The sequence below is a fragment of the Phenylobacterium sp. genome, from assembly GCF_036723115.1.
Taxonomy (GTDB): Bacteria; Pseudomonadota; Alphaproteobacteria; order Caulobacterales; family Caulobacteraceae; genus Phenylobacterium.
Genome location: NZ_DAIMHV010000002.1, coordinates 22539 through 40180 on the forward strand (window position 1 = coordinate 22539; position 17642 = coordinate 40180).

Here is a 17642-nt window from a genome sequence, read left to right on the forward strand (position 1 = left end):
GTCAGCCGATCTTCACGCCGGGCGGCGGCGCCGAATCCTCCGGCACGAAGAAGTCGGGCATCAGGGGCGCTGTGGGATCGACCCGGTACTTGTCGAAGTCCCGCTCGCCCTCGGCATAGAGGAAGGTGTCGTCGATCAGGAAATTGCCGGTGAATTCCCGCGCGGGCTTGTTGAAGATGGCGTAGGCGGCGTCGGCCATGATGTCGGTGGTGCGGCAGCTCTTCATGCCCTCCTCGCCGGCCAGGGCGAACTGGATGGCCGCCGTGGCGATGCCGGTGCGCGGCCAGAGCGCGTTGAAGGCGATCCCGTCCTCGCGGAACTCCTCGGCCATGCCCAGCACGCACATGCTCATGCCGAACTTGGCCATGGTGTAGGCCACATGGCCTTTGAACCAGCGGGGGCTCATGTCCAGGGGCGGCGAGAGCATCAGGACGTGCGGATTGGGGCTGCGCTTCAGGTGCGGAATGCAGGCCTTGGAAGTGAGGTAGGACCCCCGGGCGTTGACCTGGTTCATCAGATCATAGCGCTTCATGTCGGTGGCCAGGGTGCCGGTCAGCTGGATGGCCGAGGCGTTGTTCACGCAGATGTCGATGCCGCCGAACTTCGCCGCCGTCTGTTCCACGGCGTCCATCACATTGGCCTCGTCGCGCACGTCCACCACCAGCGGCAGGGCCTTGCCGCCCGCCGCCTCGATCGCCTCGGCGGCGGAATAGATGGTGCCGGGCAGGTGCTTGTGGGTCTCGGCCGTCTTGGCGGCGATAGCGATATTGGCGCCGTCCCGGGCCGCGCGCAGGGCGATGGCCAGGCCGATGCCGCGGCTGGCGCCGGTGACGAACAGGGTCTTGCCTTGCAGGCTCATAGGGAAGCTCCCACGGTTTGTTCGGAAATGGTCCAGAGGCGGTCGGCCGCCTCCGGGTCCTGGGCATGGTCCATGACCCCCTGGTGCGGCTTTTCCGGCGTCCAGGGCAGGGCCACCGAGCAGTCCTCCAGATAGAGGCCGCCCTCGCCCTCCAGTTCGTCGGCCACGGCCGCCCAGACCGAGGTGGAGGCCCCCTGCTCCGGCGTCTTGAAGCCCTCGCGCACCTTGCCTTCGGCGTCGATCCAGCCGAGGGCGGACATCTCATCCTGCGTCAGGTGGCGCTGTAGGGGGGTCATGATGCCCCCGGGCATGACGGCGTTGGCGTTGACCCCATGCTCGGCGAAGCGGGCGTCGAAGCCCACGGCGAAGAGGGCGTTGGCCGTCTTGGACTGACCATAGGCCTCCCACTTGTCATAGGGCCGCTGGCGGTAGTGGATGTCGTCGAAGTGGATCGGGCTGCGCCGATGGCCGATGGATGACAAGGCCACCACACGGGCGGCGCGGTCCTCCTCGGCGGCGTTCATCAACGCCCGGGCGAGACCCAGGCTGAGCAGGAAGTGGCCGAAGTGATTGACCCCGATCTGCATCTCCAGGTCGTCGGAGGTGTAGTCCAGCGGGCAGGCCATGACCCCGGCATTGTTGATCAACACGTCCAGCGGGCGCTCCCCCCAGGCGTCGACGAACGCGGCCACGGAGGACAGGCTGGCCAGATCCAGCGTGCCGGCCACCACCCGGTCGGCGCCGATGGATTCGTTGATGGCCACCGCCGCCCGCTCGCCCGCCGCCCGGTCGCGCACGGCCAGCATGACGTCGGCCCCGGCCCCGGCGAGCGCCCGGGCGGTCTCCAGCCCGATGCCGCTGGCCCCGCCGGTGACGATGATGTTGCGCCCGCCCAGATCATGGTCGGCGGCCACGATCCGCGCGGGCGTGAAGGCGCCGTAGCGCGAACCGGCCAGGCTCATCGGCCGGCGACCGCGCTGAAGTCGGGACGGCGCTTCTCGCGGAAGGCGGCGAAGGCCTCCCGCGCCTCAGGCGATTTGAGCTGGTCGGAGAAGTGGCGGCCCTCGCGGTCCATCCGCTCGGCCAGGGCCACGGGATCGCGCATCAGGGCCTTGGTTATGGCCACCGCCGCCGGCGGACGCTGGGCCACGGCCACGGCGGCCGCCCGGGCCCGGGCGCGCAGTTCGCCCCGGGGCACGACCTCATTGGCGATCCCCCAGTCCACCGCCTTGCGGGCGTCCACCGCCTCGCCCAGCACGAACATGGAGAAGGCCCGCGCATGGCCGATGCGGGCCGGCAGGGTCAGGCTGGAGGCGGCCTCCGGCACCAGGGCCAGATTGACGAAGGGCGTGGTGAGCAGGGCGTCCTCGTCCACATAGACCAGGTCGCAATGCAGCAGCATGGTCACGCCGACGCCCACGGCGCGGCCGTTCACGGCGGCCACCAGGGGGGTCTTGGCCCGGCCCAGGGCGGCCAGCAGGGGATTGCCCCCGCGGCGCGCCTCATTGGCCGCGCCTTCGCCGGCGTTGACCGCGGCGAAGTCGGAGATGTCGTTGCCGGCGGTGAACATGTCCCCCTCGGCCTGGATCAGGACGCAATGAACGTTGCGGTCGAACTCGGCCTCGTCGATGGCGTCGCCCAGGGCCTGATACATGTCCCGCGTCAGGGCGTTCTTCTTGTCGGGGCGGTTAAGGGTGAGGGTCAGGACGCCTTCCGACGCCTCCCGGATGACATGCTGGCTCATTTCCTGATCCTCCGATCCTTCTTACTGCGTAAAGACTAGGCCCAGGCGGGGCCGGCGTCGATGGGCATGGCAGGCGGAGCGCCGGGACGGATGCCAAGGGGCGGGCAGGCCCTGTCACGGCGCAGGTCAGCCCCCGTTCATATTGCTCACCGCATCATGCGACTCATGAATTCCGGAGGTCCGCCACAGTGAAGCTTAAGTCTGGGCCGCCGCGAAATCTGCCGACGCGCCGCGATCAACAGGTCAGGCGAGCCCGGCGCCGGGCGAGTTCTCGCCCCTGACCCGGAGAAGCGGCGAACAACGCCGCCGCGACAAAAGGCCTCTGAATCTTCGCCACAGTTCGGCCAGGGCCAGACGCCACCTTGACCCCTTCGCCTGCCGGAGGCTTATGTCCGCGCAGAGGAACCACCCCCAGGAGATGACCTGAACATGAGGCGCAAGACAATCGGGCTGGCCGCAGCCCTGGCCGTGGCCGCCCTGGCGCCGGCCGTGGTGATGTCGCAGTCCCGCGATGCGGGCGTGACCGAAAAGGCCCGCACCCAGGGCATGGCCGAGGCCCCGGCCCTGGCCCAGGCCGCCGGCCTGAACTGCCAGATCGCGGACGCCCGCTTCATCGGCAAGAACGAGGATCGGCGCGCCCGGACCTCCACCTCGTATTACGAACTCGACTGCCAGGAAGGCATGGGCTTCGTGATGGAAGCCGTCCAGGGGGGCGAGACCAGCTTCTACACCTGCCTTGAGGCCGGCGCGCCGACTCCCGACGGCAAGCCCTCCACCCTGGCCTGCCAACTGCCCGGCAACCAGAACCCTCAGGCTGATCTGGCCGCGCTGGCCGCCAAGGGCGGGGTCGCCTGCCCGGTGGCCAACAGCCGCGCCATCGGCCGCGGCGCCACCAGCACCTTCTTCGAGGTGGCCTGCCAGGACGGCGTCACCGGCTACGTGCTGAACACCGGCTATCCGGCCACGGCCGACACCAAGGTCGAGGCCACCAACTGCCTGATCTATGACCAGGCCGACGCCAACATCAAATGCGAGCTGACCGACGCCGCCACCCGTTTGGGCGTGGTCGACCAGATGGCCGCCGCCGACCAGAAGTCCTGCGCGGTGAAGGACCGTCGCTTCGTCGGGGCCACCACGGACGGCTCCAACTATTTCGAAGCCTCCTGCCAGGACGGCAAGGGCTACATCTACAAGGTCGCCGCCGCCGGCCAGCTGGCGGAATCCTGGGACTGCGCGCGGGCCCAGGGCATCCTCGGCGGCTGCACCCTGACCGACGCCCGTGAGGCGGCCACCGAGCAGGCGGCCCTTTACACCGAACTGGCCAAGAAGGCCGGCTTCAACTGCGACGTCGAGCGTTACGCCGCCTTCCCCTCGCCCCGCGGCAAGGATGCGGTGGAACTGGTCTGCGCCAACGGCCGTCCCGGCGGCGTGGGGGTGTTCAACCTCGACGGCTCGGGCGAAGTGTTCAGCTGCGCCTACGCCCCGATCGCCGGCTACCGCTGCGGTCTCAACGAGGAAGCCGACACCTATCCCGTGCTGACCGCCGACCTGAAGAAGATGGGTCGCGACAGCTGCGAGGTCTCGGCCCAGCGCATGGTCGGCAAGACCGCCGACGGCTCGGCCTATGTGGAAGTGGCCTGCTCCGACGGCCTGGCCGGCTATATGCTGCAGTACAAGCAGAACCCCATCGCTCCGGTGGAAGCCCTGGGCTGCGCCTTCGCCAAGGGGATCGCCGGCGGCTGCAAGCTGCCCGGCAACACCTGATCTCGGCGACCGGCTGAACAATCAAGGGCCCGCGGCGCAACCCGCGGGCCCTTTTCTTTGCAGCGGACGCCACCCGCCGGGCGGCGAGGTCAGCCTATGGCGGCCTCGATGAACATGGGGCCGGTCTGGCGCATGGCGCCGGCGAAGGCGGTCTCGAAGGATTCAGCGGTCTCGCAGCGCACCGCCGGCAGGCCCATGGCCTTGGCCATGGCCACCCAGTCGATGCGTGGATCGCCCAGATCCAGCAGCTTGGCGGCGGAGGGGCCGGCCTTGCCCGCGCCGGTGCGTCCCAGTTCGATGTTCAAGATGCGGTAGGCGTGGTTGGCGAAGACCACCACCGTCACGTCCAGATTCTCCCGGGCGATGGTCCACAGGCCCTGGACCGTGTACATGGCCGCCCCGTCGCCGTTCAGGGACAGCACCTTGCGTCCCGGACAGGCCACCGCCGCCCCGATGGACAGGGGAATAGCCTGACCGATGGCCCCGCCGGTGAGCGCCAGCACCTCGTGCGGGGCGGCGGCGCCCGTCTGGCTGGCCACGCCGCCGCCGGAGGTCACCGAGTCGTCGCAGATGATCGCGCCCTCAGGCAGGTGCCGGGCGATGGAGGCGCCCGCCGCCTGGGGCGTCATGGCGCCCGTGGGCGGGGCGTCGGGCCGCTTCAAGGGCTGCACCGGACCCTGGGCCGGCGCGCCGAGGGCGTCGGCCAGGTCGCGCATGGCCGCCACCGCATCCTCGCTCCGCTCGGCCAGGGTGGTCAGCTTGCAGCCTTCCGGGACCAGCAGGCTCGGACGGTCGGGATAGGCGAAGAAGGCCACCGGCTGGCTGGTACCGGCCAGCAGCATCAAGTCGCTGCCCGCCAGGTCGGCCAACGCGGCCTCGCCGAAATACTGCATGCGACCCGGCTGGAAGCCGCCGGCCCCGCGAGCCTGCCGGGCCACGAAGGTGTCGGCCAGGACGCGGACGCCATGGGCCGCCAGCCGGGCGGCCTGGGCGAGCCCCTCGGCCCGGCAGGCCTGGCCGCCGATCAGGATCACCGGCTGCTTCGCCGCGCGCACCGCCCGGGCGGCGGCCTCGATCGCCGCCCCTGGCGGGACCTTGCGCTCGGGCCGCGCGGCCTTGACCGCGCCCTTGCCCGTCTCCGTCCAGGCGGAGTCGGCGGGGAGGATCAGGCTGACCGGCCCCCCGGGCGGGCCATAGCTGGCGGTGATCGCCTCAGCGGTCAGGGCCGCCACCGCATCGGCGCTGTCGGCGGACTTCACCCACAGGGAATTGGGGCCGACGATGGTGGGAATGTCGGAGTTCAGGGGGGCGTCATACTGACGGTGATAGGTGGCGTGATCGCCCACCACGTTGATCAGCGGCGTGAAGGCGCGCCGGGCGTTGTGCAGATTGGCCAGGCCATTGCCATAACCCGGCCCCAGGTGCAGCAGGGTGCAGGCTGGCCGGTCGGCCATGCGGCCAAAGCCGTCGGCCGCCCCCGTGGCCACGCCCTCGAACAGGCAGAGCACCGGGCGCATGGCGGGCTGGCCGTCCAGGGCGGCGACGAACTGCATCTCGCTGGTGCCGGGATTGGCGAAGCAGGCGTCCACCTCGTTGGCCAGCAGGGTCTCGATCAGGGCGTCGGCGCCGTTCATCAGTCAAACACCATCACGTCGGGGGGCGGGGGATCGGCGAACAGCCGGGCGAGCGCGCCGGCGCGGCGGGTGCGCGCCAGGGACTGGGCGATATAGCCCTTGTCGGTGATCTCGCCAGAGGCGCCGTCCGGGGGGTCGGGCAGGACGAGGGCGCGGGCGATCCGGGCGCCGCCCTTGGCGCGAGCGTTGTGCGCCGCCAGCCCTGCGCGCACCGCGTCCTCCACCTCGGCGCGGGGACGCCGAGGATCGGGATAGAACATCAGCCCCAGGGCGGCCTGCCCTTCGCCGCACACCACCGCATCGCTCACCGCCCCGCCCACGGCGGAGACCGCGGCGATGCGCACCTCGCCCACGGGCACGAAGGTGCCGCTGGCCAGCTTAAAGTTCTCGGAGATGCGGCCGTCGAAGGCGAGCCCCTCCTCCGGACGGTCCTCGTCCACGAGCCGGGCGGCGTCCCCCAGGATATAGAAGCCCTCCTCGTCGAAGGACTGGGCCGACAGTTCGGGCCGCCCAAGATAGCCGGGGGTGATCTGGGGGCCGCGGACGCGGAACTCCAGCTTGCCCGCCGCCGGGACCAGCTTCACCGCCGTGCCCGGGACCGGCAGGCCGATCAGGCCCATGCGGTCGTTGGGCCAATGGACATTGCAGGCGGTGGGGCCCGTTTCGGTGGCGCCGTAGCCGCTGGCGAAGCTGATCTTCTCGCTCACCGTGCGGACGGCCACGGCCTGAAGGCGGTCGCTGACATCCTGGCCGAGGCTGGCGCCGCCATACTGCATGAGGCGCAGGCGCGAGAAGAAGGTGCGCGCGAGCTCGGCGTCCTTCTCCAGCTCGTCCACCAGCAGCATCCAGCCGGCTGGGACCATGTTGTGATAGGTGGGCGCGATCTCCCGCAGGTTCCGCACCGTCTCGGCGAAGCGCGCCGCCGTGGGCTGGCCTGCGTCGATATAAAGCGTTCCGCCCCGGGTGGCGGCCATGTGCAGGATCGAATTGGCCCCCAGGCTGTGGCTCCAGGGGGCGGAGTTCACCATCACCGGCGGCTCGTCGTCGTCGAAACAGGCGGCGATCTGCGCCGAGTTGAGCGCCAGGGCCCTGTGGGTCACGATCACCGCCTTGGGCAGGCCGGTGGAGCCCGAGGTCAGCAGATACTTGGCGTGATCCTCCGGCCTCGCCGCGGGCGAAACGGGCGCGTCTTCAAGCTCGCCGAGAGCGATATGGCCGGGCGCCGGACGGGCTGCGGCGATCACGGGCAGGCCGGCCAGGCAATCAGCCGCAAGGCCCGTGGCGAAGAGCTGGGCGTCCTCGGTGAAGACCGCGGCCGGCTTCAGGACCTCACAGGCATGGGTCAGCCGCGCCAGATTTGCGCCCGCCAGGCCGTACTGCGGCGAGACCGGCGCCACCGGCGTTCCCTGGCTCAGGGCCGCATACATCAGCAGCGCATGGTCGACGCCATTGTGCGCCAGGATCAGGATGGGGCGCTGGCCGGTCAGGCCGCGCGCCGCCAGGCCGCCGGCCAGACGGGTGATCGCCGCCCACGCCTGGCCATAGGTCAGGGTGCGCCAGCCCTCCCCGGCCCGCTCGGCCAGCCAGACCTGGTCGGCCGCCGCCTCGCGCCAATGGTTCAGCGCGTCCAGAGCGGTCTGGAAACGATGGGAGAAGGGCGTCGGATTGGCCAGGACAAGGACCCCGTCCCCCCGGCGCTCCACCTCCAGACGGCGGGGCGCATAGCGCGGATCGCGGAAAGGTGCCGTCTTGATGCGAAGCTCTGCGTCCATGCGACTTTATGGACGTCTGGCGGTAGGTTTGGAAAGCCTGCCGCCGCGACCGACCGGGCCAATGCGGACCAGCCAGTCCTGGATATGGCCCCGCTCGGCGGGCGTGTGGACGCGTTCAAGAGCGGCTCTGAGATGCATCTCGGCGACCTCTGCCCCCCCCAGCCGGGCCTCGGCCTCGGCGCTCGCCAGCCGCCAGGGCAGGAAGTCGTCCAGCCGGCCGTCATGTCCCAGGCGGCGCAACTCCGCCGCAGCCGGCGCGGCCCCCTGCGCTTCCATAAGGGCCAGCGCCCGATGAACCTCGCTCACCGGGCCGGGCCTCAGGCGGACCAGTCCGTCGTAGAGGTGAAGGATGTCGTTCCACGGCGTGACGCCCGTTCGAAGCCGGGAGGCGTGGGCGGCATGGATGGACGCCAAGATCTGGAGCGGGCCAGTGCGGCCGAGAGCGGCGGCGCGGCTCAGAAGGTCGGCGGCCCGATGGATTTCAGCCATGTCCCAGAGCCGCGGGTCCTGCCGGTCGAGGGGAACAAGACGCCCCGCCCCGTCCAGCCGCGCTCGCCTGCGACTTTCGGCAAAGCTGATCAGAGCCCCGAGGCCCAGGACTTCCGGTTCGGCAGGCATGAGCTCCGCCAACAGCGCGCTCAGTCTCCGCGTCTCCGCCGCAAGTTCGCTCCGGTCGGCCAGCTCGGCGCGCTCATAGGCCTGGGCGTAGGCGATCTCCAAAGCGGCGAGCACCGCATTCAGCCGTGACGGCCACTGGTCAGGTCCGGGGGTCTCGAAGGGGATTCTGGCGTCCCGGATCTTGCGCTTGGCCCGGGTCAGCCTTTGGGCGATCGCCGCCTCGCTGGTCAGGAAGGCGGCGGCGATCTGAGTCGTGGAGAGACCGCAAAGAGTCCGCAGCGTCAGGGCCAGGCGGGCTTCGACGGCGAGCGCCGGATGGCAACAGACGAAGATCATCCTCAGGCGGTCGTCGGGAATGGGCTCGAAGGCTGCGAGCACCACGTCTTCCGGCGTCGGCTGCGCCGCCCGTTCATCCTCCCTGTGGGCGCGCCGAACCGTTGCGCGACGAAAGTGGTCGAGCGCCTTGCGGCGAGCCGAGGCATAGAGCCAGGCGGCCGGATCCTTTGGCGGGCCGTCGCGCCGCCACGCCGGCAGGGCGGCGGCGCAAGCCTGGGCCAGCGCCTCCTCAGCCAGATCGAAGTCCCTCAGCCGGGAGGCCAGGGCGGCGCGCAGGCGATCGCCCGCCTCGCGCACCGCCCGCGCCAGCGCGAGATCAGCCGGCTCCATTTCAGCTAGTAGCTGGCCAGGGGCCGAACCTCGACCGCCCCCCCGTCAGCCACAGGGACCTTCCGCGCCCAGGCCAGGGCGGCGTCGAGATCGGGGGCCTCGATCAGATAGTAGCCGCCCAGTTGCTCTCGGCTCTCGGGAAACGGCCCATCATGAACGCTGCGTTGGTCCCCGGCGCGCCGCACGGTGGTGGCCGTCGTCGCGGGCTGAAGCCCCGAGCCGTCCACGAAGGCTCCCGTCTCCTTCATCTCGGCCACCAGCCTCATATGCGCAGCCACCACCGCCTGAAGGTCCGGCGCGGCGGAATAGGCGTTTTCGTCCTCGAAGATCAGCAGAAGGTATTGCATGGCTCGCCCCTCCGATGGGCAGCTTGACCGACGCCAAGCGCGACGTCAGCCCAGAGACGCGCGAGGCGGGCGAGCCAGGACAGGGGGCAGCGCGCTTTTTTTATCCGTGAGCCGTCGGCCTCAGCCGGCCAGGGTTTCCCCGAAGCGTACGGGTTCGCCGGTCCCTTCGGCCACCACCTCGTCGTCGCGCATGACGATGCGGCCGCGGATGATGGTGGCCATGGGCCAGCCCTGGGCCTCGAAGCCGTCGAACGGGGTCCAGCCGGAGCGGTTGGCCTGGGCTGAGTGGGTGATGGTCCGGCGGGCCTTCAGATCGACGATGGTCAGGTCGGCGTCATAGCCCCGGGCCAACCGCCCCTTGCCGGCCATGCCGAAGACGCGGATGGCGCCGTGGCTGGTGAGATCGACGAAGCGCTCCAGGGTGAGCCGTCCCTGCGCCACATGGGTCAGCATCACCGGCACCAGGGTCTGGACGCCGGGCATGCCGGAGGGAGACGCCGGATAGGGCCGGGCCTTCTCTTCCCGCGTATGGGGCGCATGGTCGGAGCCGATGACGTCGGTGACGCCGGACGCCAGCCCCCGCCACAGGCCCGCCCGGTGATGGACGTCGCGGATGGGCGGGTTCATCTGGGCGAAGCCCTTCAGCCGCTCATAGGCTTCGGGTCCCTCGAGGGTCAGGTGCTGGGGGGTCATCTCCACCGTCGCCACGTCCTTGTGGCGGGCGAGAATCTCCACCTCGTCGGCGGTGGTCACGTGCAGCACATGGATGCGCTTGCCCAGGCGGGTGGCGATGCGCAGCAGTCGCTCGGTGGACTGGACGGCGGCCTGGACGTCGCGCACCTCAGGGTGGCTGGTCCAATCGCCGGTGCGGGCCAGGCCGCGACGGTCGGCCAGGCGGTACTCGTCCTCGGAATGGAAGGTGGCGCGGCGGTTCACGTGGCGCAGCACCTGCTCCACCCCCTCGTCGTCCTGCACCAGCAGGGTGCCGGTGGAGGCGCCCATGAACACCTTGACCCCACAGCAGCCGGGCAGGCGTTCCAGTTCGCCCAGGAAGGCGGCGTTCTCATGGGTGCCGCCCACATAGAAGGCGTGGTCGCAGTGCATGCGTCCCCGGGCGCGGGCCAGCTTGTCGGCCATGGCGTCGGCGTCGGTGGTGGCGGGCTCGGTGTTGGGCATTTCGAAAACGGCCACCACGCCGCCCAGAACCGCCCCGCGGGAGCCGCTCTCCAGATCCTCCTTCCACTCCAGGCCCGGCTCGCGGAAGTGGACCTGGGTGTCGATCACGCCCGGCAGGACGGTCAGGCCCGTCGCGTTGAACCGTTCGCCGGCCGAGGCCTGGGAGAGGTCGCCGATGGCGGCGATCTTGCCGTCGCGGACGCCCACATCGGCCATGCCGCGGCCGTCATGGTTCACCACCTCGCCCCCGTGGACGATCAGGTCATAGGTCTCGGCCATGGCTCGCCTCCGTCTGCGCCAGCAGGTCGTAGGCCGCCTGCACCACCGTGTCGAGGGTCAGGTCCATCATGTGGCAGAGGGTCTGGTTGAGGCCAGGATCCTGCTGGCGGATCTGCTCGAAACTCCGCGGTCCACGCACCACCCGGGCGGCCTCGCCCCAGGGGGATATCAGCGCCTCATCCGAGGGGCCGAACAGGGCCAGGGTCGGCGCCCCGGCGGCGGCGGCCATCTGGGTCAGCCCGCCCTCATTGCCCACGAACAGACGGGCATGGGCAAGGCAGGCCTGGGCGGTGAGCAGATCGGCCTTTCCCACCAGGTCGATGAACCTGTCCTTGGGCGTCACATGACGCAGGGCATGGGCCAGGGCCACATCCTGCGGCCCGCCCAGCACCATCAGCCGTCCCCCCGCCAGGGGTCCGCCGGCGCCCAGCAGGCGGATGGCCAGCTGGGCGTAGCGTTCGGCCGGCCAGGCCTTGCCCACCCAGTCGGCGCCCGGCGCCAGGGCCAGGATGGGGCCGTCGCCCGCGGTGATGGCGGCGGCCTCGGCGCGGGTCTCCGGCGCCAGGAAGATGTGCGGCGCGGGGGGTTCATCCTCCAGCTTCAGGGCCGCGGCCAGCTCCACCAGGCGGTGATTGGCGTAGCGCGATGGCCGCAGGATGGCGCGGCGGCGGGTGTTCAGGACGCGGTGCAGGGACGAGCCCCGCAGGTCCGCCACCAGGCCCCACCGCCTGCGCCGCGCCGAACGCCACAGGGGCAGCCAGGCGCCGAAGCCTGTTCCATCCTGAACGATCACCTCCTCCAGGCCGGGCGTGTCCACCAGCAGGGGGGCCGAGGCGGCGTCCGCCACCAGGGTGAAGCGGGCGTGGGGGATTTCGTGATGCAGGCGCGCAATCAAGCCCGAGGCCAGCACGGCGTCGGCCAGACCCCGCGGCAGGATGAACAGAATCGGGAAAAAACCCTGCGTCATTGGACAGTTATAGCGCAGCGGCGCTGGCGCGCGAGATGGCTCGCCCTTAAGTCGTAGCCATGGCCACGCCCCTTCGACACGCCCGCCTCCCCGACCGCGCCCTGATCGCCCTGGGCGGCGCCGACTGGCGCGACTTCCTGCACAATCTGATCAGCCAGGATGTGGAGAGCCTGGCGCCGGGCGAGATCCGCTTCGCCGCCCTGCTTAACCCCCAGGGACGGCTGCTCTACGACCTGTTCGTGATCGGGCGGGAGGACGGCTGCTGGCTGGACGTGGCCGCCGAGAACCGGCCCGCCCTGCTCCAGCGCCTGACCCTTTACCGCCTGCGGGCCAAGGTGACCCTGGATGCCCTGGACCTTGAGATCGCCGTCCTCTTCCCGGGCGATGGCCCGGCGCCTGGTCCAGGCTGGCTGGCCGATCCGCGCCATCCGGCCCTGGGCTGGCGCGGCTACGGCGCAGAGACGCCGGCCCAGGCGCAAGGGGCCGAGGCGGCCACCTATGAGGCCCACCGGCTGGGCCTGGGCGTCCCCGGTCCGGCCGACTGGGGGGTGGAGAAGACCTATCCCATCGAGGCCAATTTCGACCTGCTGGGCGGGATCGACTTCAGGAAGGGCTGCTTCGTCGGGCAGGAGACCACCTCGCGCATGAAGCGCCGCGGGACGGTGAAGACCCGCTTCCTGCCCCTGGCCTTCACAGGCCAGCCCCCTGAGCCGGGCTCCGAAGTCCTGGCCGGGGACCTGCGGGCGGGCGAGGTGCTGAGCGTCGGCGAAGGCCTGGCCATGGCCGCCCTGCGCCTGGACCGCATCGCCGGCGCAGACCTCACCGTGGAGGGGCGCCCCGTCCAGGTGGTGAGGCCCGCCTGGTTCGAGGCGGCGACGGAGACAGGACCCGCCGCCTGAACTTGCGGGCCGACCCGCCCGCCGCGACACTGGGGCCATGGACGCAGATCCGATTCGATGCGGCTGGCGGGGCATGGCGGGCGACGCGCTCTATGAGGCCTATCACGACCAGGAATGGGGCGTGCCGGAGTACGATTCCCGGGCGCTCTGGGAGAAGCTGGTGCTGGACGGCTTCCAGGCGGGTCTCTCCTGGATCACCATCCTGCGCAAGCGCGAGGCCTTTCGGGCGGCCTTCGCCGGTTTCGATCCCGAGATCGTCGCCCGGTTCGGAGAGGCCGACCGCGCCCGGCTGATGGCCGATGCGGGCATCGTCCGGTCCAACGCCAAGATCGACGCGGCCATCGCCGGGGCCCGCATCTATCTGGACCAGCGGGAGAAGGGCGAAGACCTGTCGGCCTTCCTGTGGAGCTTCACCGACGGAGCGCCCATCCAGAACGCCTGGGATCAGATCGGCCAGGTGCCCGCCCAGACCCCATTGGCGGTGGAGATTTCCAAGGCGCTGAAGGCCCGCGGCTACAAGTTCGTGGGGCCGGTGATCGTCTATGCCTTCATGCAGGCCGTGGGCATGGTCAATGACCACCTGACCTGCTGCTTCCGTCACGCCGAAGTGGCGGCTATGAGCCGCTGATGGCCCCCAGGTCCGCCCCCTTCGCCCTCGCCGGTCCCGACCTGATGCTGGAGCGCGCCTGCCCCGCCCCGGTGTGCGGGGTGGATGAGGCCGGGCGCGGACCCTGGGCCGGGCCGGTCTCGGCCGCCGCGGTGATCCTGGACCCCGAACGCATCCCCGCGGGCCTTAACGATTCAAAGAAGCTCACCGCCAAGGCCCGCGCGGCCCTGGAGATTGAGATCCAGACGAGCGCCCTCGCCTGGGGCGTGGGGTTCGCCTCGGTGAGCGAGATCGCCGAGCTCAACATCCTGCACGCCTCGGGCCTGGCCATGTGCCGGGCCATCGAGGCCATGGCCGTCCAGCCGGTCTTCGCCCTGGTGGACGGCAACTATCCCTTCAAGCTGCCGTGTGCGGTGAAGACGGTGGTGGGCGGCGACGGCAAGTCCCTGTCCATCGCCGCGGCCTCCATCCTGGCCAAGGTGGCCCGGGACCGGCTGATGGTGGAGATGGACGGCCTCTATCCCGGCTACGGCTTCGCCGGACACAAGGGCTATGGGGCGCCGGTCCATATGGAGGCCCTGCAGCGCCTGGGGCCGTGCGAGATCCACCGACTGGGCTGGACCCCCGTCCAGAAGGCGCTGCGCGGCGAGGTGGGCGACGGCGACGGCGAGGCCGACGAACGGATGGAAGCCTGACGGCCCGTTCTGGCTTAACCCTCTGTTCACCACGTTTCGAAACGCCCCCTTCACTACGATGGAGGACGATTCCCTTCTGTGAATTCGAGGGGCGTCATGACCTTTCCGGCCGAAACCATCATCCAGGGCGACTGCATCGAGGAGCTGAAGAAGCTCCCCACCGGCTCGGTGGACCTGGTCTTCGCCGACCCGCCCTACAACCTTCAGCTGGGCGGCGACCTGCTGCGGCCGGACAATTCCAAGGTCGACGCCGTCGATGACGAATGGGACCAGTTCGAGAGCTTTGCGGCCTATGACGCCTTCACCCGCGAGTGGATGGCCCAGTGCCGCCGGGTGCTGAAGGACGACGGCGCCCTGTGGGTGATCGGCAGCTATCACAACATCTTCCGCGTCGGCACGGTGCTGCAGGATCTGGGCTTCTGGATCCTCAACGACGTGGTGTGGCGCAAGTCCAACCCCATGCCGAACTTCAAGGGCACGCGCTTCACCAATGCGCATGAGACCCTGATCTGGGCGGCCAAGTCCCGCGGCGGGCGGCGCTACACCTTCAATTACGACGCCATGAAGATGGCCAATGACGAGCTGCAGATGCGCTCGGACTGGACCTTCCCCCTTTGCACCGGCGACGAGCGCATCAAGGACGCCAGCGGCGCCAAGGCCCATCCGACGCAAAAGCCCGAAGCCCTGCTGCACCGCCTGATCCTGGCCTCCACCAAGCCGGGCGATCTGATCCTCGATCCCTTCTTCGGCTCCGGCACCACGGGGGCGGCGGCCAAGCGGCTGGGTCGGCGGTTCATCGGCCTGGAGCGGGAGGACGCCTATGTGGCGGTGGCCCGGGAGCGGATCTCCAAGGTCATCCCCGTCTCGCCGGAGGACCTGCAGGTGACCGGCTCCAAGCGCGCCGAGCCGCGGGTGCCCTTCGGCCAGATCGTCGAGGCCGGCCTGCTGCGTCCCGGCGACGTGCTCTATTGCCCCAAGGGCGAGCGGGCCGCGCGGGTGCGCGCCGACGGCAGCCTAGTGGTGGGCGAACTGACCGGCTCCATCCACAAGGTGGGCGCCATGGTCCAGTCGGCCCCGGCCTGCAACGGCTGGACCTACTGGCACTTCAAGACCGACGCCGGCCTCGCCCCCATCGACGTCCTGCGCACACGGGTCCGCAAGGAAATCCCCGCCGTCGCGGCTTAGGACCCCCCTTCAGATCAGGCTGGACAGTCCCGTCCGGACCGCCTTTAGGAAGAGGCTGGGCAAGGCGTCCAGATCGCGCCTGGGCGTCCAGATGAGCCCTTCGACGCAGGCATTCTCTGCGGCTTCGGCCCTCCACAGGCGCAGGGTCAGGCTGAAGTGAGTGAAGACGTGTCCCACCTCTCCCGCCGAGCGCCAGGAGGCCGGAAGAGGCGCGGCCGTCAGGGCTTCGACCTCTGTATAGGCTGAGGCCCGCCAGTCGGTGGTCGGCAGGGCCAGCATGCCGCCCAGCAACCCCTTGGGCGGGCGGCGCACGAGACCGACCGCATCGCCTCGCGTCAGCAAGAAGGCCGCGCCGTGGCGGTGGGGCCGCTCAGGTTTGGCGCTCTTGCGGGGATAGGTTTGCGGCGCGCCGGTGGCGAGGCCCGCGCAGCCCTCCGCCAGAGGACAGCGGTCGCAGAGCGGGCCCTTGGGTCGGCAGACCGTGGCGCCCAGGTCCATCAGCGCCTGGGCCCAGTCGCCGGGGCGATCCTCGCGCACCAGGCTCGCCGCCAGACGCTTCAGCTCCGCCTTGCCGGCCGGCAGCGGCTCTTCCACCGCAAACAGCCGGGCCATGACCCGCTCCACATTGCCGTCGACCACATTGGCCGGCCGGTCGAAGGCGATGGCCGCCACGGCGGCGGCCGTATAGGGGCCAAGCCCCGGCAAGCGCGACAGCCCCGCCTCGGTGTCGGGAAAGACTCCGCCGTGCCGGGCGGCCACGGCGCGGGCGCAGGCCAGCAGGTTGCGGGCCCGGGCGTAGTAGCCAAGCCCCGCCCAGGCGGCCATGACCTCATCGTCGGGCGCCGCGGCCAGGTCGGCGACGGTCGGCCAGCGGGCGGTGAACTTCAGAAAATAGGGCGCAGCGTGGGGGACGGTGGTCTGCTGCAGCATCACCTCCGACAGCCAGACGCGATAGGGATCGGTGCGCAGGCCGGTCCGCCCCTCGGCCGGGCCGGTGCGCCAGGGCAGGCGGCGGGCCTCGGCGTCATACCAGGCGAGCAGGCGGGCGCGGATCACTTCGGGAGTCACGGGTTCAGACATAGGCCACGGCGGGCGGTTTGGGCAGGGCTCTTAATCCCCCGCGCCGGAGCGTGTATCCTGGACCCCGCATGAGACGCCCCCTGCCCGACATGAATGAGGCCCGCGCCATACTGGCGCGGCGGCGGACGGGGCCGGCCCCCCGCCCCGCCCCGCCGGCCGGGCGCGCCCTGCGCAAGCTGATCGCGGAACTGGACGCCCGCTTCGGCCAGGGCCCCGGCGCCTTGCAGGCCCGCTGGCGCGAGATCGTGGGCGAGCAGACCGCGCGGGTGACCGAGCCGGTGAAGCTGGTCAAGGGTCGGGCCGGCGCCGGCGCGGCCCTGGAGATTCGCGTGGCCGGACCCGCCGCGGCCCTGATCCAGCACCAGGCCCCGGAGATCCTCGGCCGGGTGAACCTGTTCCTGGGGACCGGGGCGGTGGAGAAGCTGCGCATCGTCCAGGGCCCCCTGCGGCCTCGGCCCAAGGCCGAACAGCCCAGGCCCAGGCCCGCGCGCCCCCTGGACGCCGCCCAGGAGGCGGAGCTGGCCCAGGGCCTGGCCCAGGCGCCTCCCGGCCCGCTGAAGGACGCCCTGATGCGCCTGGGGCGCAATGTGCTGCGCCGCGCCGACCAGCGTTGACTTTGGTCCCGCGGGACCGTTCATCAGGTCTTAACGGTCGCATGGGCCGCGCGTGAGGAATCGCGCTTTAATTCCTGTTCCGGACACCGCACGAAAGGGCCGTCCCACATGCTGAACTTCAGCCGTCGCTTCCTGATCGCCGCCGCGGGCGCCGCGGCCCTGGCGCTGGGCGCCTGCTCAGGTCAGTCGGCCGCCGGCGCCGCCGAGGGCGACATGACCCTGGGCGACCCCAATGCGCCGGTGAAGATGATCGAGTACGCCTCGCTCTCCTGCGTCCACTGCGCCACCTTCAACAACGACGTCTTCCCGACGCTGAAGACCAAGTACATCGACACCGGCAAGGTGCACTACACGTTCCGGGAATTCCTGACGCCGCCGGTGGAAGTGGCCGCCGCAGGCTTCCTGCTGGCCCGCTGCGCCGGAGAAGACCGCTATTTCGAGGTGGTGGACGCCATCTTCCACAGCCAGCGGGAAATGTTCACCAGCGGCGACATCCGCGGGACCCTGCTGCGCATCGCCCGGTCGGCCGGCATGACCGAGCAGCAGTTCCAGACCTGCATCTCCGACGAGGCCGGCCTGCGCGCCCTGAACGCCCGCATGGAGAAGAACCAGCGCGAGCACCGGATCCAGGCGACCCCGACCTTCGTGATCAACGGCAAGGTGGTCAAGGAAGGCGATATGAGCATCGCCGAGCTCGACGCCGCCATCGCCGCGGCCTCGCGCTAGGCCAGGGCCG

Annotated in this window: 17 protein-coding genes; 7 read left to right on the forward strand and 10 right to left on the reverse strand. The window is 70.5% G+C overall.

The window, feature by feature from the left end; all coding sequences use genetic code 11:
* Position 1 precedes the first annotated feature (1 nt).
* Genes V7D28_RS00520 through V7D28_RS00530 form a run of 3 tightly spaced genes read right to left on the reverse strand, consistent with a single transcriptional unit; the run spans position 2 to position 2603 of the window.
* Entirely contained in the window at positions 2 to 859 is an 858-nt protein-coding gene (locus tag V7D28_RS00520) for an SDR family oxidoreductase (protein WP_333585392.1), read from the reverse strand.
* Positions 856 to 1821 (reverse strand): oxidoreductase, encoded by a 966-nt coding sequence (locus V7D28_RS00525; protein WP_333585393.1) that lies wholly within the window; start codon positions 1819 to 1821, stop codon positions 856 to 858. Before V7D28_RS00525 ends, V7D28_RS00520 begins: the two co-directional genes overlap by 4 nt.
* Positions 1818 to 2603 carry an enoyl-CoA hydratase gene (locus tag V7D28_RS00530; RefSeq protein ID WP_333585394.1) on the reverse strand — a complete coding sequence of 262 codons (786 nt, stop codon included), beginning with the start codon at positions 2601 to 2603 and terminating at the stop codon, positions 1818 to 1820. The genes V7D28_RS00525 and V7D28_RS00530 overlap by 4 nt, the downstream gene beginning before the upstream one ends.
* 429 nt (positions 2604 to 3032) lie before the next feature.
* On the opposite strand from V7D28_RS00530, the gene V7D28_RS00535 reads away from it, so the two are divergent.
* A complete protein-coding gene (locus V7D28_RS00535) occupies positions 3033 to 4367 on the forward strand; it encodes a hypothetical protein (protein ID WP_333585395.1) in 1335 nt (444 codons plus the stop codon).
* An 89-nt stretch (positions 4368 to 4456) separates the two neighbouring features.
* Here the strand turns inward: V7D28_RS00535 and V7D28_RS00540 are convergent, their stop codons facing one another.
* The 6 genes from V7D28_RS00540 to V7D28_RS00565 form a co-directional block, all read right to left on the reverse strand.
* Complete coding sequence (locus V7D28_RS00540) at positions 4457 to 6001, reverse strand: acetolactate synthase large subunit (RefSeq protein ID WP_333585396.1); 1545 nt, start codon at positions 5999 to 6001, stop codon at positions 4457 to 4459.
* A complete protein-coding gene (locus tag V7D28_RS00545) occupies positions 6001 to 7773 on the reverse strand; it encodes a feruloyl-CoA synthase (RefSeq protein ID WP_333585397.1) in 1773 nt (590 codons plus the stop codon). Before V7D28_RS00545 ends, V7D28_RS00540 begins: the two co-directional genes overlap by 1 nt.
* Before the next feature lie 6 nt (positions 7774 to 7779).
* Positions 7780 to 9057, reverse strand: a complete 1278-nt coding sequence (locus V7D28_RS00550; protein ID WP_333585398.1) for an RNA polymerase sigma factor — start codon at positions 9055 to 9057, stop codon at positions 7780 to 7782.
* 5 nt (positions 9058 to 9062) lie between these two features.
* Entirely contained in the window at positions 9063 to 9404 is a 342-nt protein-coding gene (locus V7D28_RS00555; protein ID WP_333585399.1) for a YciI family protein, read from the reverse strand.
* A 120-nt stretch (positions 9405 to 9524) separates the two neighbouring features.
* Positions 9525 to 10859: a dihydroorotase gene (locus V7D28_RS00560; RefSeq protein ID WP_333585400.1), complete on the reverse strand. Its 1335-nt coding sequence runs from the start codon at positions 10857 to 10859 to the stop codon at positions 9525 to 9527.
* Positions 10843 to 11826 (reverse strand): glycosyltransferase family 9 protein, encoded by a 984-nt coding sequence (locus V7D28_RS00565; RefSeq protein ID WP_333585401.1) that lies wholly within the window; start codon positions 11824 to 11826, stop codon positions 10843 to 10845. The genes V7D28_RS00560 and V7D28_RS00565 overlap by 17 nt, the downstream gene beginning before the upstream one ends.
* 59 nt (positions 11827 to 11885) lie before the next feature.
* On the opposite strand from V7D28_RS00565, the gene ygfZ reads away from it, so the two are divergent.
* The 4 genes from ygfZ (at position 11886) to V7D28_RS00585 (ending at position 15212) form a co-directional block, all read left to right on the forward strand.
* On the forward strand, positions 11886 to 12725 hold the full coding sequence (ygfZ, locus tag V7D28_RS00570) for a CAF17-like 4Fe-4S cluster assembly/insertion protein YgfZ (protein WP_333585402.1): 840 nt from the start codon (positions 11886 to 11888) through the stop codon (positions 12723 to 12725).
* 37 nt (positions 12726 to 12762) lie between these two features.
* Positions 12763 to 13353, forward strand: a complete 591-nt coding sequence (locus V7D28_RS00575; RefSeq protein ID WP_333585403.1) for a DNA-3-methyladenine glycosylase I — start codon at positions 12763 to 12765, stop codon at positions 13351 to 13353.
* Positions 13353 to 14027 carry a ribonuclease HII gene (locus tag V7D28_RS00580; RefSeq protein ID WP_333585404.1) on the forward strand — a complete coding sequence of 225 codons (675 nt, stop codon included), beginning with the start codon at positions 13353 to 13355 and terminating at the stop codon, positions 14025 to 14027. Before V7D28_RS00575 ends, V7D28_RS00580 begins: the two co-directional genes overlap by 1 nt.
* Before the next feature lie 96 nt (positions 14028 to 14123).
* Positions 14124 to 15212 (forward strand): site-specific DNA-methyltransferase, encoded by a 1089-nt coding sequence (locus V7D28_RS00585; RefSeq protein ID WP_333585405.1) that lies wholly within the window; start codon positions 14124 to 14126, stop codon positions 15210 to 15212.
* Positions 15213 to 15221: 9 nt separating this feature from the next.
* Here V7D28_RS00585 and mutY read toward each other — a convergent pair whose 3' ends face one another.
* Complete coding sequence (gene mutY, locus V7D28_RS00590; protein WP_333585406.1) at positions 15222 to 16292, reverse strand: A/G-specific adenine glycosylase; 1071 nt, start codon at positions 16290 to 16292, stop codon at positions 15222 to 15224.
* A 68-nt stretch (positions 16293 to 16360) separates the two neighbouring features.
* Between mutY and V7D28_RS00595 the strand changes: the two genes are divergently transcribed.
* Both V7D28_RS00595 and V7D28_RS00600 read left to right on the forward strand, forming a co-directional pair.
* A complete protein-coding gene (locus V7D28_RS00595; protein ID WP_333585407.1) occupies positions 16361 to 16906 on the forward strand; it encodes a DUF721 domain-containing protein in 546 nt (181 codons plus the stop codon).
* Positions 16907 to 17014: 108 nt separating this feature from the next.
* A complete protein-coding gene (locus V7D28_RS00600) occupies positions 17015 to 17632 on the forward strand; it encodes a DsbA family protein (protein ID WP_333585408.1) in 618 nt (205 codons plus the stop codon).
* Positions 17633 to 17642 lie beyond the last annotated feature (10 nt).

What these genes read in the sequence shown, in the direction of transcription:
- V7D28_RS00520 (WP_333585392.1), bottom strand. Translation starts at nt 859, where the DNA reads ATGAGCCTGCAAGGCAAGACCCTGTTCGTCACCGGCGCCAGCCGCGGC.
- V7D28_RS00525 (WP_333585393.1), bottom strand. Translation starts at nt 1,821, where the DNA reads ATGAGCCTGGCCGGTTCGCGCTACGGCGCCTTCACGCCCGCGCGGATC.
- V7D28_RS00530 (WP_333585394.1), bottom strand. Translation starts at nt 2,603, where the DNA reads ATGAGCCAGCATGTCATCCGGGAGGCGTCGGAAGGCGTCCTGACCCTC.
- V7D28_RS00535 (WP_333585395.1), top strand. Translation starts at nt 3,033, where the DNA reads ATGAGGCGCAAGACAATCGGGCTGGCCGCAGCCCTGGCCGTGGCCGCC.
- V7D28_RS00540 (WP_333585396.1), bottom strand. Translation starts at nt 6,001, where the DNA reads ATGAACGGCGCCGACGCCCTGATCGAGACCCTGCTGGCCAACGAGGTG.
- V7D28_RS00545 (WP_333585397.1), bottom strand. Translation starts at nt 7,773, where the DNA reads ATGGACGCAGAGCTTCGCATCAAGACGGCACCTTTCCGCGATCCGCGC.
- V7D28_RS00550 (WP_333585398.1), bottom strand. Translation starts at nt 9,057, where the DNA reads ATGGAGCCGGCTGATCTCGCGCTGGCGCGGGCGGTGCGCGAGGCGGGC.
- V7D28_RS00555 (WP_333585399.1), bottom strand. Translation starts at nt 9,404, where the DNA reads ATGCAATACCTTCTGCTGATCTTCGAGGACGAAAACGCCTATTCCGCC.
- V7D28_RS00560 (WP_333585400.1), bottom strand. Translation starts at nt 10,859, where the DNA reads ATGGCCGAGACCTATGACCTGATCGTCCACGGGGGCGAGGTGGTGAAC.
- V7D28_RS00565 (WP_333585401.1), bottom strand. Translation starts at nt 11,826, where the DNA reads ATGACGCAGGGTTTTTTCCCGATTCTGTTCATCCTGCCGCGGGGTCTG.
- ygfZ (WP_333585402.1), top strand. Translation starts at nt 11,886, where the DNA reads ATGGCCACGCCCCTTCGACACGCCCGCCTCCCCGACCGCGCCCTGATC.
- V7D28_RS00575 (WP_333585403.1), top strand. Translation starts at nt 12,763, where the DNA reads ATGGACGCAGATCCGATTCGATGCGGCTGGCGGGGCATGGCGGGCGAC.
- V7D28_RS00580 (WP_333585404.1), top strand. Translation starts at nt 13,353, where the DNA reads ATGGCCCCCAGGTCCGCCCCCTTCGCCCTCGCCGGTCCCGACCTGATG.
- V7D28_RS00585 (WP_333585405.1), top strand. Translation starts at nt 14,124, where the DNA reads ATGACCTTTCCGGCCGAAACCATCATCCAGGGCGACTGCATCGAGGAG.
- mutY (WP_333585406.1), bottom strand. Translation starts at nt 16,292, where the DNA reads ATGTCTGAACCCGTGACTCCCGAAGTGATCCGCGCCCGCCTGCTCGCC.
- V7D28_RS00595 (WP_333585407.1), top strand. Translation starts at nt 16,361, where the DNA reads ATGAGACGCCCCCTGCCCGACATGAATGAGGCCCGCGCCATACTGGCG.
- V7D28_RS00600 (WP_333585408.1), top strand. Translation starts at nt 17,015, where the DNA reads ATGCTGAACTTCAGCCGTCGCTTCCTGATCGCCGCCGCGGGCGCCGCG.